Source organism: Williamsia sp. z71, assembly GCF_059553375.1.
On record NZ_JCANWX010000007.1, the window covers coordinates 300,199 to 312,481 of the forward strand.

Here is a 12,283-nt window from a genome sequence, read left to right on the forward strand (position 1 = left end):
CCTCGTCGGCCCGAAAATTGTGCGGCGGTCGATATCACCGGGTAGAAACAGCGATGTCCGCGTCCCGAATACTCGGAACGCGGACATCGCAGCAGGCTTTGGCCTATGCCGACTCAGGAGCCGAAGAAGACACCAAGAAACGGTGCGTTGTCGATCAGGAACTGGAAGATTTCCAGCACATCGAAGTCAAAAGACGTAGTCGATCCCATATTGAACCCCTTCATAGAGATAGCGCAGTTACCCTGCGCGACCTGACGATTCGGGAAAAGGCAATTCATCTGCGCCCTTTCCCGATACACAGCATTCCACAGTCGGGCATGTCTGTCATAACGAAATCCCGCGACGGCGGCCACAGACGACCAGTCCCCCTGTGGAAGTTCTGTTCACACAAAAATTCCTTGCGAAAGTGCTATACATCATATCTACGCAGGTCAGAGCACCGAAGGATCCCAATCGCGCATTAAGACGATTTCACGTCGGTAAACACTCGTGTTCACACACACCTGTCGACCCGCCCTCGAGAGCCGCGTCGCGGTGTCCCCGGTATCGGGGACAGCAATTCCTTTCCGCGCCACCTACCAGCATCAACCGAGTCCGACCTCGATGTTCATTCGCCCAATAGTTGCAAATGCAAGAATACTTCTCGAAGAATTCACATAAAGAAAGGGAGGACGGAAAGATCCGCAAAAGAGTGATTCTAGTCACAAGTCCCCGCCAAGTGTGCGGGCGCGCCGGGGCGTGCACCTGCGCACCGAACCGCGAGGGCACAAAGCTCCGGCGGTCAGGCCGCCTCGACCGCCGCGGCGATCCGTCCGGCAACAGACTGGGCCTGCTCCGCCGTGGCGGCCTCGACCATCACCCGGACCAGCTGCTCGGTCCCCGACGGCCGCAGGAGCACCCGCCCGGTGTCCCCCAGTTCGCCCTCTGCCGACGCAACGGCCTGCTTCACCGACTGCGCCTGTGCCACGACGTTCTTGTCGGCCACGCGAACGTTGATCAGCACCTGCGGCAGTGCCTGCATGATCGAGGCCAGCTCGGCCAGGGGCTTGCCGGTGGACGCCATCCGGTCCATCAGTGCCAGACCGGTCAGGATGCCGTCTCCGGTGGTGCCGTGCGACGGGATGACCACATGGCCGGACTGCTCACCACCGAGGGAGTACCCACCGGCCCGGAGTTCTTCGAGTACATACCGGTCACCAACACCGGTGGTGCGCACCGCAATCCCGGCCTGTGTCATGGCGTGATGCAGACCGAGATTGCTCATCACGGTGGCGACGAGGGTGTTGTCCTTGAGGGTGCCGGCGTCCTTCATGGAGGTGGCGAGCACCGCCATGATGGCGTCGCCGTCGACCACCTCGCCCGAGGCATCCACTGCCAGGCACCGATCGGCATCACCGTCGTGGGCCAGTCCGAGATCGGCACCGTATTCCCGGACTGCAGCCTGGACCTGCTCCAAATGTGTTGAACCGCAACCCTCATTGATGTTGTTGCCATCGGGATCGGCGCTGATCGCGATCACCGTGGCACCTGCGGCGCGGTAGGCGCGCGGGGCGGCGAGGTACGCAGCACCGTGCGCGCAATCGACCACCACCGTCACCGGTTTCAGATTCGACTCGACCATCCCCGACAGATGACGGAGGTAGACATCGAGCGCGTCGTCGGCGTCGCGGACCCGTCCCACATCGGATCCGGTCGGACGCGGCACGGCAGCGTCCAAGGCTGCTTCGATGGCGTCCTCGGCCGCATCGGCAAGCTTGTGGCCGCCGGGGCCGAAGAACTTGATCCCGTTGTCGGGCATCGGATTATGAGAAGCCGAGATCATCACGCCGAATGCGGCGCCGTAATGGTCGGTGAGGTGGGCGACAGCCGGCGTGGGCACCACACCGACGCGCAGGGCGTCAACACCTGCTGCGGTCAACCCGGCACACACCGCCGCCTCGAGCATCTCCCCCGATGCCCGGGTATCGCGGCCGACGATCGCAACCGGTCGTCCGGCCGAGGTGCGGTCGGTCGCGAGCACTCGCGCTCCGGCCTGCGCAAGTGAGAGTGTCAGTTCCGGAGTCAGGTCGGCGTTGGCCAATCCCCGAACACCGTCTGTGCCGAACAGGTGCCCCATTACGTTCCTTTGTTTCCCATGCACACAGGCAGGCGTCCAGAGATTTCTGAACGCCTGCCTGTGGTCAAGTCGAGCTTGATATTTCTCGCGACTGAGAAGAGATCAGCGCTTGCTGTACTGCGAAGCCTTACGGGCCTTCTTCAGGCCGTACTTCTTGCGCTCCACTGCACGCGGGTCACGGGTGAGGAAGCCGGCCTTCTTCAGGGCCGGGCGATCGTCCGGGGTGACCTCGATCAGCGCGCGGGCGATGGCCAGACGCAGAGCGCCGGCCTGTCCCGACGGGCCGCCACCATGCAGGTTCGCGAAGATGTCGAATGCATCGTTGCGATCCACGGTGACAAACGGAGCCTTGATCAGCTGCTGGTGCACCTTGTTGGGGAAGTACTCCTCCAGGCTGCGACCGTTGAGCTTGAACTCGCCGGTGCCGGGCATCAAGCGGACGCGAACGACAGCTTCCTTACGGCGACCAACGGTCTGGACCGGGCGATCGAACTCGATCGGCGCACGGGTGACGGCCTCTTCGGCGACAACCTCGTCCACGATGTAGTCATCGGCGCCGACCTCGGCCTCGACGACTTCAGCAGCCACAACTTCGGCTTCGGTCTGATCGGACACGTTCTGCTCCTCCGGCGCCGTCACTGGGCAACCTGGGTGATCTCGAAGGGCACGGGCTGCTGAGCCGCGTGGGGGTGATTGGGTCCGGCGTACACCTTGAGCTTGGAGGCCATGGCGTTACCGAGCTTGGTCTTCGGGAGCATCCCGATGATCGCCTTCTCGACGAGGCGCTCTGGACGGGTGGCCAGGGTCTCACCGACAGTGCGGGACTTCAGGCCGCCCGGATGACCCGAGTGGCGGTAGAGCAGTTTGTCGTCGAGCTTGTTGCCGCTGATGGCAACCTTCTCGGCGTTGATGATGATGACGAAGTCGCCACCATCCATGTGGGGGGCGTAGGTCGGCTTGTGCTTGCCGCGGAGCAGATTGGCGCTCTGCACGGCAAGGCGACCGAGCACCACGTCGGTGGCGTCGATGACAAGCCACGCATGCGTGATGTCACTCGCCTTCGGGGTGTACGTAGGCACAGAAAGTCCTGTCGTTTCGGTGATGGAGCTGGTCAGGTGCGTGGCAGAGGTTGCCCTGGCGACCAGTGGGGACCCAGGCCTCGACTCGCCCGGTAAACCAGACGGCCGCGCACCAACGAACAACAGTACCGTTTTGGCGACTGCATGGTCAAAACGCCTGCCACCAGCTCGGCGGGTGCCGGTGGTGTCACGGCCCGGCGATCCGCACCGATCCGACCGCACCGCGGCATTGCTCGTCGATGGATTCGCCCGCCGAACCGCTCTGACAACCGATGCTGACCTGCAGACCTCGTTCTACCAACAGATACCAGCGGATGGTCCCGCCCGATACCGGGACCTCCCGGTAACCGATCACTTCGCGGCCCGCGTACCGCGTGCTCGCGGAGAACTCCTGCACCACGGCATCGCCGCGCTGATCGATGCGGTTGCGCAGACTCACCGCGACCGATGCCAATGTAGAGGTGTCGCGGACCGTGTTCTGCAGCACGATCAGGCGGGTGTCGTTCTCCGGGGCGGCGAACGTCGTCCGGGACACCACACCCTCGGCCGGCGGTTCACTGCTGCTCCGCCAGCCGCCGGGAACCGTGAGCCCCACCCGACCGAGCTGGACGAACTGATCCGGCTGCGCCGCCGACGTAGCCGACGCACCGTCCCTGATCACCACGACGGCGACACCGGTCGCCGCTGCCACCACCACGAGCAGGGCCGCGATCGCGGCGACGAGCCGACCGCGGCTCCGCGCCCCGTTCGCCGGCGGGTCGTCGTCGATGCGCGGTGGAGGCAGTTCGGCACCGCCGAATCGCCGCAACAGGGACCGGTCGACCGCCAGGACCCGCCCCACGATGGTCGACTCCTCAGCGCTCCGACGGACCTCGGTCACCGCGGCCCGGTCGCAACCGTCGACCAGGATCGCCTCGACACGGTTGTCCATATCGGCCAGGAGGTCGGGTAGTCCGGCCGGATCGGTGAGGACCCGTGTCGAGCAGATCTGCAGTCCGGCCGTCGACGACCGCAGCTCGTGGATGTCGATCCGCGCGTCGGCCCTGGTTCGCCCATGGACCTCGATCACCACCACACACTGGGCCGCCGCGTCGAGGTGTGAACGGGCGATCGCGACGGCACGGGGTACCAGTTCCAGCTCGCCGCAGTGGGCCAGCGCCGCGTTGCGCAAGATCTCGGTTCGCCGACGGCCCCACGTACTCGGATACGTCAGCGTCACCGGCCCGATCCCGCCCAGCCGGGCGAACAACCGCGACCACGCCTCGGCGATGTGCATCCGCCGGCCATCGACCGTGACACCCGCAGCGTTGATACCCGAGACCAGCGCTCCGATGGGAGTGGCGCCGCCCGACCCGACGACGAATTCGTCGTAGGCGATGTCGGCCACGGTCGCCCGGATGCCGCGGGGCATTGTCACCACGGTCGGGTTCACAGGGTTCTGGTTCACCACGCCCTCATTCACAAGGGCGGCAGATGGGCGACTTGGATCATTTCCTGCGGACGCGACCGGGAGACGAGTTCACCGCGGCCGGGTACCAACTTCTGCAACCGGACCCGGCCCAGCAGGTAACCCTCATCCCGGTCACCGCTCATCAACAGGCCATCGGTCGACAGGTCTTTCAGACGCCCGATGATCGTGTCGAACAGAGCCCGGCCCGCGCCGCCCGACCGCCGGGTGACGATCAGATGCAGCCCGATGTCGCGGGCCTGCGAGAGCAGGTCCACCAACGGCACCAGCGGGTTCCCGTTACCGGTGGCCACCATGTCGTAGTCGTCGACCACGATGTAGACATCCGGCCCGGACCACCAGTTGCCCTCTCGCAACTGCTGTTGCGTCACGTTCTCGCCCGGTATCCGGGCGGTGAAGAAGGCCACCAACTCGTTCACCATCGGCGCCAGGGTCTGGGCCGAACTCGCATACCCCGCCAGGTGATCCGACTCGATCACACCGAGCATGGTCCGCCGGTAGTCGACCAGCACGATCTTGGTCTGCTCAGCGGTGCCGTTCTCGACGAGACCGGCGACGATGTTGCGGAGCAACGTGGTCTTCCCGTGTTCCACGTCCGCAAAGGCCATGAAGTGTGGCTGTGCCCCGAAATCGAGGATGACCGGGGCGAGTTCGGCTTCGCCGACACCGATCGCCACCTGTTTCGGGTTCAGCGTGATCCCACGTTCACGCACGCGATCGAGCATCTCCGCCCGATCCAGATGGGACGCGAGCTTGCGGACCGCCATGGCCTTGCGGTCGGGATACATCGCACAGACTTTCTGGACCGTGTCCGTCAGCGCGCCGCGCAGTGACTCGACGTCGGTCCGGGAGTCGGTGCGAGGCAATGCGATCAACATGTGCAGTTGTTCCGGTGTCAGACCACGTCCGGGCCGGCCCTCGGGGACGAGTCCGGCGACCTTGCGCCCCATCTCCGAATCGAGCGGGTCGCCCAGACGTAGTTCGAGCCGACTGCCGATCAGGTCCTTGATTGCCGGCCGGACCTCGGCCCACCTCGCGGCGGTCACGATCACGTGGACGCCGTAGGACAGGCCCTGCGCGACGATGCCGTTGATCTGCTCCTCCAGGAAATCGAACTCCCCGCGGATCACGGCGTACCCGTCGACCACCAGGAACACGTCGCCGAAGATGTCCTCGGACAAGGACGGGTCCCCCGCGCTGCGCCGGTTCCGGAAGTCCCGCATCGATTCGATCCCGAGGGCCGCGAACCGCAGTTCGCGTTGTCGGACCAGGGCCGCCACCTCGGCGACCGTCCGCCGGACCGCGTCCATGTCTGCGCGGCCGGCCACCGAACCCACATGCGGCAACCCGGCGATACCCGACAGCGATCCACCACCGAAGTCCAGACAGTAGAACTGCACCTGTTCGGGACCGTGCGTGACCGCAGCGGCAAGGATCAAGGCGCGCACCGCATTCGACTTGCCCGACTGCGGACCGCCGACAATCGCCACGTTGCCGCGTGAACCCGAGACGTCGATCGTCAGGACATCGCACCGCTGATCATAGGGACGGTCGACGATGCCCAGCGGGAACTCCAGCCGACCGGTCTGCGGCGTCTGCCAGTGCGGGGCCAGCACATCGATCGTCGGCGACTCATCCAGCGGCGGCAGCCACACCTCGTGCGCGGCCGGGCCGTGGCCCTCGATCTGTCCGATCACGGTCTCGAGCAACGTGCGTGCCGGTGGGGCGTTCACCGGTTCGGGAACCTGGTCCGGAAGAATCGGTTCGGACATCACCACCGGGTCGAGGGGAACCCGCCCCGCGGTGAACATCTTGAGCCGACCACCACCGCCCGGTGTCGGCGAATACACCGCATCGATCGCCGACACCGGTGGTGTGTACGGACCCGAGACGTAACAGGTGTTGAACCGGATCGGTTCGGCGGAATCGCATTTCAGATAACCAGAGCCCGGAACATTCGGCAGATGGTAGGCGTCGGGTACGCCGAGAACCGACCGGGATTCGTTGGCAGAGAAGGTCTTCAGCCCGATCCGGTACGACAGATGACTGTCGAGTCCGCGCATCTTGCCCTCTTCGAGTCGCTGCGAGGCCAGCAGGAGATGGATGTGCAGCGATCGGCCCAACCGCCCGATCGCGACGAACAGGTCGGCGAAGTCCGGCTTCTGGGCCAGCAGCTCGGAGAACTCGTCCACCACGATGAACAGTGCAGGCATCGGCTCCAGTGCGGCACCTGCGGCCCGGGCCCGTTCGTAGTCACCGACATTCGCGAAGTTCCCCGCCGAACGCAAGAGCTCCTGACGCCGGTTCATCTCACCGGACAGCGCATCGCGCATCCGGTCGACCATCGACAGTTCTTCTTCGAGGTTGGTGATCACCGCCGCCACGTGTGGGGCGGCGTCGAGTCCCAAAAATGTTGCGCCGCCCTTGAAATCGACCAGCACGAGGTTGAGCGCCTCAGGCGAATGCGAGGCCAGCATCGAGAGCACCAGCGTGCGCAGGAACTCCGATTTACCCGAGCCGGTGGCACCGATACACAGCCCGTGCGGACCCATGCCGCCTTCGGCCGCCTCTTTGATGTCGATCTCGACCGGTGTCCCGTTGACCGAGTAGCCGATCGGGACCCGCAGGCGATTGCGGGCAGGCCGCGGCGCCCACACACTGCGCAGATCCAGGCGGGTCGCATCACCGATACCGAGGAGATTCATCAGACCGGGATCGGTCGGTGAGACCTCCTGCTCCAGGCTGACCATCTGCGCGGCGGTGGCCAGGCGGTAGCGGGCCATGGTGCGGGCGAAGGCCTCCGCCTCCGGAACACTCAGCGCGTCCATGTCGGCGAACTCTTCGACACCGAATGCGCTGCGCGCGCCAACTTTTCCGTCCCGTACGACCAGCTGCAGACCGCGTCGGACCGCGAGGCCGTCCGGCGGGGCGGACAGGTCGAGCACCGACACCGCCTCCATCCCGGCGTCCCCGACGATCCGTTCGTCACCGGTGACGTGACCGTCGTCGATGATCACCACCAACTGGGCCCGGCCCGCCGCCGGTGGTGCCGACCGCGAGAACCGGCCACGTTCGAGGAGATCGGTGGCCAGGTCGTCCTCGAGATCTGCCAGCGACCGGTAGATCATCCGAACCGACCCGACGCCGTCCCGTTCGTGCGGATGCTGCACGTGCGGCAGCCACTTGCACCAATCCCACGATTCCGCGGCCGGATCGGCGGTGACCACCGCGACCATGAGCTGATCGGGTCCGTGGAAGGCGCACAGTTCCAGCATCATCGACCGGGCGAGCTGCCTGGTCTCCTGCCTGGCCCCCTCGATGTTGATCGCCGGGAATCCGCGCAACGAGACGGCGGTGGGCAGACCGTGCACCACGGAATGCGTGCGAACGAAGCGACGCAGTGCCACCGCGGACACCGGTTCGACGTCTTCGAGCGGCCCTGTCTCCGGCGGCATCAGGCGGGTTGCCAGGCGCTGCGATCCGACACCGACCCGGACATGGCCGAAATCGTTGTCGCCGCGACGCCGTTCCCACATCCGCCGGCCACCGACCACACCGAGCAGCGCAGCGGGTTCGGGATGGCTCCATTCGAGGGCCTGCCGTTGCGCGGCACCCGTCTCGTGGACCTCGTCGCGGACCTGGCACAGGTACCGGAAGTAGTCCTTGCGCTCTTCGTTGAGTTCGGCGGCGCGTTTGCCGCCTCGATTGCCCCCACCTGCATACATGCCGAACATCGACATCAGCATCATCATCGGGAACATCATGAACAGCGGATTCGACAACATGTTGCGTCCGCCGGTCACGAACATCATCGCGATCATGCCCACCACGGCGAACACCATCACCACGGGCATCATCTTCATCAGCAGATTGCCCGGCACCACCCGTGGAACGTCCGGTGGCACCTGAAGATTGACCTCTCCGCCCGGCGTCCGCGGTGCCGGCACCCTGGCCCGACGGACAAAACCCTCGGTTGTACCCGTCGTCATCGCGACATCATGGATTTCAAAACCCCCCACCCCTGAAACTCAAACTTGCTCCCCTGGCCGCACATCATTCCTCATGGCGGTCCGCCGGGCACCCCGAAGGGTGCAATCAATCCACAGCGAACCCGCCGGTGGCAGGCGCAATGTCGCTGCGGTTCGCTATGGTCATCGGTACTTGGTGGGGATCTCTTGGGGGGAATCATGACCGCTGCTGACCTTTTGGCGGAGCTCGATGCTGCGGCCGGTACCGAACCGGCGCTCGCGCGGGTGTCGGTGATCGGTGGGACGACGCAATTCGACGTCGGCCTGCCCGCCGCGGTTGCGGTGGCCGCGCTGATCCCCGACCTCGTCGCCTTGATCAGCACCCGAGCACCGGTCGACGACGAGGACAGCGACTCGAGGCCCGGTCCCATCCGCGACCACTGGACACTGTCCCGGGTCGGTCACGACCCCATCGCGCCCAATCGCAGCCTCAGCGAGGCCGGGGTCCGTGACGGTGACCTGCTGATTCTCCGGGCGGTTCCGGCCCGGGAGAGTCCGGTGCTCTTCGACGACGTCATCGATGCGGTCGCCCGTCTCGGTGACGCGCAGTTCTCGAGCTGGAATGCCGCCGCGGCCCGGGCGATGGGGTATGCCGTCGCGGTGGGGGCCTCGACGCTGCTCTCATTATCGCTGCTCTCAGAACGCGGTGACCGTGAGCTGTTGTGGCCGATACTCATCGCCGCGATGGTTGCGCTCGCCTTCATGGTGGCCGGCGCGGTGGTCGGTCGCTATTACGACGATCCGGCCACCGCGGCCATCGCATCGTTGTGCTCGATGGCGCCGGCAGGTGCGGCCGGAATGATGTTGCCGCCCGGCGCATTCGGAGCAGCTCACCTCGCACTCGGCTGCGCGGTGGTCACGGTATCGGCGGCCCTGTCCTATCGAATATCGACCGCAGGCCCGCTGATCCATTCGGCCGTCGGTGCCGCCGCGATCTTCGGGACCTTCGCATCCCTTGTGCAGCTTGTCTTCTCACCGGGCACCGTCAAACTCGGGGCAGGGCTGTGCGCCGTCGCGATCCTGGCGATCTCGATGGCCCCGCGCATCACGATCCTGCTCGCCAGGCTGCCGCTGCCCCCGGTCCCGACCGCCGGTGCGCCCATCGACCCCGTCGACTCCGCACCTCGTCCCGCCATCGAGGGTATCGGGGCAATCGGTGCCATGGCGCTCCCCTCAGCCGCGGCACTCGAACTCCGGGCCAGGACTGCGGCGCGTTATCTCACCGGGATCATCGCCGGCACGTCGGTGGCCGCGGTGGCCGGTATCGCGATGGTGGCCTACCCCGTCGATGACTTCAGTTGGCTTTGCACGGTGTACGCGTTGGTCATCGCCACTCTCCTGTGCCTGCGTGGACGTTCCTACGCCGACCTCGCACAGGCGTCGATCCTCATCGCCGCCGGGGCGATCGGGTTCGGTGTGACCGCCACACTGGTGGTGCTCGGCCCCGACGATCGCGCCGCGTTCGCGATGACCGCCGTCGCGGTGGTCGCGGTCCTGGCCCTGCTCTGTGGGGTCGTGGCGCCTCAGTCGTCCTTCTCGCCGGTGATGCGTCGCCTGGTCGAGATCGCCGAATACCTGTTGATCGCCATGATCGTGCCCTTGATGTTCTGGATCATGGATCTCTTCGCCGCGGTGCGCGACCTGTGATCGAGGGTCTCGGAACCCGCACCGCGCACCCCCCGAAGCCTGGCAACCGAACCGTTCGACTTGCCGCAGTGGTCGGCGTCCTGGCGGTGCTGACCGCGTTCCCGGCACCCACCGCGGGCGCAATCGTCCAACCGGTCATCGAGCCCGGCGCGCTGGTGCGAGGGGCGCCGGTGGCGCCACCGGAGGCCACCGAGCAGAAGATGTTGTGCGCCAAGCCCGTTCTGTCACCGGGCACCGAGGTCACCGTGCCCTCGGCAGCGCAGACGATGATGCGACTGCCCGAGGCCTGGCGGTTCAGCCGGGGTGCGGGCCAACGGGTGGCCGTCATCGACACCGGCGTCACCCGGCACCCCCGGCTCCCCCGCGTCCAGGCCGGCGGCGACTACGTCTCGCGCACCGACGGCACCGACGACTGTGACGGACACGGCACACTCGTGGCCGGGATCATTGCCGCACAGCCGTCCTCGACCGACGCGTTCGCCGGGGTGGCCCCCGAGTCCTCCATCATCGCGATCCGGCAGTCCAGCGGCGCGTTCGAGGCGAAGGACCGGCGGCAGAACACGCCCCCCGATCCGACCGTGGGTTCCGGATTCGGCACGGTGCAGACGTTGGCCAACGCGGTCGTCCGGGCCGTCGACCTCGGTGCCACGGTCATCAACATCTCCGAGGTCGCGTGCGGCTCGGCAGGCACCGACCTGCACGACAAACAGTTGGGCGCAGCGGTGAAGTACGCATTCGACCGCAATGTGGTCGTGGTGGCCGCGGCCGGCAACCTCACCCAGGGCTCGGCCTGCTCCACCCAGAATCCCCCACCGAACCCCGCCGAACCCGAGCTCGACGGCTGGGACACGGTGACCACCGTCGCCAGTCCGGCCTGGTACTCGCCGTATGTCCTGAGTGTGGCCGCCGTCGATTCGGAGACCGGATCACCGGCCGGTTTCAGCCTGTCGGGGCCCTGGGTGGGCGTCGCGGCGCCGGGTACCGGCATCCTGAGCCTGGACAACGCCGGTGGATCGAGCAGGTTGGTCAACGCCCACGACGGTGACAAAGGGCTCTCCGGCATCGACGGCACCAGTTTTGCCGCGCCGTACGTCGCCGGCGTCGCGGCGCTCGTCCGGGCGCGATTTCCAGAACTCGATGCGGCCGAGGTGATGGAACGGATCACCCGGACGGCGCACGCACCGGGAACCGGCCGCGACAACACGATCGGCCACGGAGTGATCGACCCGGTTGCCGCACTCACCTTCGAAATCCCGGACGTGGCGACGGATTGGGCTGTTCCGCAGGCGATCTCGACGCCGATCCCGGATCAGCCCGCCGACACCGGGCCACGCACGGCAGCCCTCATCGGAATCGGTGTGTGTGCGGTGATCCTGGTGGCCGGCTGGGCGGTCTCGATGCCGGCGCGGCGCTTGCGCAAGTTGGACCCCGACGAGTACTGACCCGCATGTGGTCCGGCCCGGGGCTCACCAGCCGCGTACCCGGCGGGGCTTGACGCGGATCAACGTCGAATACGCCGCCCGGAACATCTCCGGGGTCATTTCCGGGGTCATCTCCAGCTGATGGATCGCGGTCTCGTATTTGGCGGCGTAGGCATCCCATTCCGGGCCGGTGGGTCCGCCGGGGTCCGTCGACGCCTGCGCGGTGAACACCGCGACGTCTCCACCGTCGGCGGTGCTGTTGAAATTCAGTGCCACCGAGGCGTTCTGGGAGATGTTGGTCAGCTTGGCCGTGCCCGGCTCACTGAGGATCAGGAACTCGTCAGATGACCACAGAAACCACACGGGTGTGGGCACCGGTGTCCCGTTCGGTTTGACGGTGGTCAACCAGATGACGTACTCGGCGCGCAAACGTTCGCGTTGCCGCTCGGTCAGTTGCAAGTCGTGGATGTCATCTACATCACAACGATGCCCGGGGCGCCGATCTTCCCGGACCGGGCGCGCCG

9 protein-coding genes are annotated in these 12,283 nt (G+C 66.2%); 2 read left to right on the forward strand and 7 right to left on the reverse strand.

What is annotated here, in order from left to right:
* Positions 1-113: 113 nt before the first annotated feature.
* The 6 genes from AC51GR_RS18680 to eccCa form a co-directional block, all read right to left on the reverse strand.
* A complete protein-coding gene (locus tag AC51GR_RS18680) occupies positions 114-353 on the reverse strand; it encodes a hypothetical protein (protein WP_496326140.1) in 240 nt (79 codons plus the stop codon).
* A gap of 428 nt (positions 354-781) precedes the next feature.
* Positions 782-2,116 carry a phosphoglucosamine mutase gene (gene glmM / locus AC51GR_RS18685; protein ID WP_496326141.1) on the reverse strand — a complete coding sequence of 445 codons (1,335 nt, stop codon included), beginning with the start codon at positions 2,114-2,116 and terminating at the stop codon, positions 782-784.
* A 102-nt stretch (positions 2,117-2,218) separates the two neighbouring features.
* Positions 2,219-2,755: a 30S ribosomal protein S9 gene (rpsI, locus tag AC51GR_RS18690; RefSeq protein WP_496326142.1), complete on the reverse strand. Its 537-nt coding sequence runs from the start codon at positions 2,753-2,755 to the stop codon at positions 2,219-2,221.
* Positions 2,752-3,195: a 50S ribosomal protein L13 gene (gene rplM / locus AC51GR_RS18695; RefSeq protein ID WP_482138295.1), complete on the reverse strand. Its 444-nt coding sequence runs from the start codon at positions 3,193-3,195 to the stop codon at positions 2,752-2,754. The genes rpsI and rplM overlap by 4 nt, the downstream gene beginning before the upstream one ends.
* A gap of 187 nt (positions 3,196-3,382) precedes the next feature.
* Positions 3,383-4,642: a type VII secretion-associated protein gene (locus tag AC51GR_RS18700; protein WP_496326143.1), complete on the reverse strand. Its 1,260-nt coding sequence runs from the start codon at positions 4,640-4,642 to the stop codon at positions 3,383-3,385.
* Positions 4,643-4,653: 11 nt separating this feature from the next.
* Positions 4,654-8,652 (reverse strand): type VII secretion protein EccCa, encoded by a 3,999-nt coding sequence (gene eccCa / locus AC51GR_RS18705; protein WP_496326144.1) that lies wholly within the window; start codon positions 8,650-8,652, stop codon positions 4,654-4,656.
* A gap of 198 nt (positions 8,653-8,850) precedes the next feature.
* Between eccCa and eccD the strand changes: the two genes are divergently transcribed.
* Together eccD and mycP are read left to right on the forward strand one after the other, a co-directional pair.
* Positions 8,851-10,338, forward strand: coding sequence for a type VII secretion integral membrane protein EccD (gene eccD, locus AC51GR_RS18710; protein ID WP_496326145.1), 1,488 nt, complete (start codon positions 8,851-8,853; stop codon positions 10,336-10,338).
* A 68-nt stretch (positions 10,339-10,406) separates the two neighbouring features.
* Positions 10,407-11,780 carry a type VII secretion-associated serine protease mycosin gene (mycP, locus tag AC51GR_RS18715; protein WP_496326146.1) on the forward strand — a complete coding sequence of 458 codons (1,374 nt, stop codon included), beginning with the start codon at positions 10,407-10,409 and terminating at the stop codon, positions 11,778-11,780.
* 24 nt (positions 11,781-11,804) lie between these two features.
* On the opposite strand, the gene AC51GR_RS18720 is transcribed toward mycP, so the two are convergent.
* Positions 11,805-12,218 (reverse strand): TIGR03667 family PPOX class F420-dependent oxidoreductase, encoded by a 414-nt coding sequence (locus AC51GR_RS18720; protein WP_496326147.1) that lies wholly within the window; start codon positions 12,216-12,218, stop codon positions 11,805-11,807.
* Positions 12,219-12,283 lie beyond the last annotated feature (65 nt).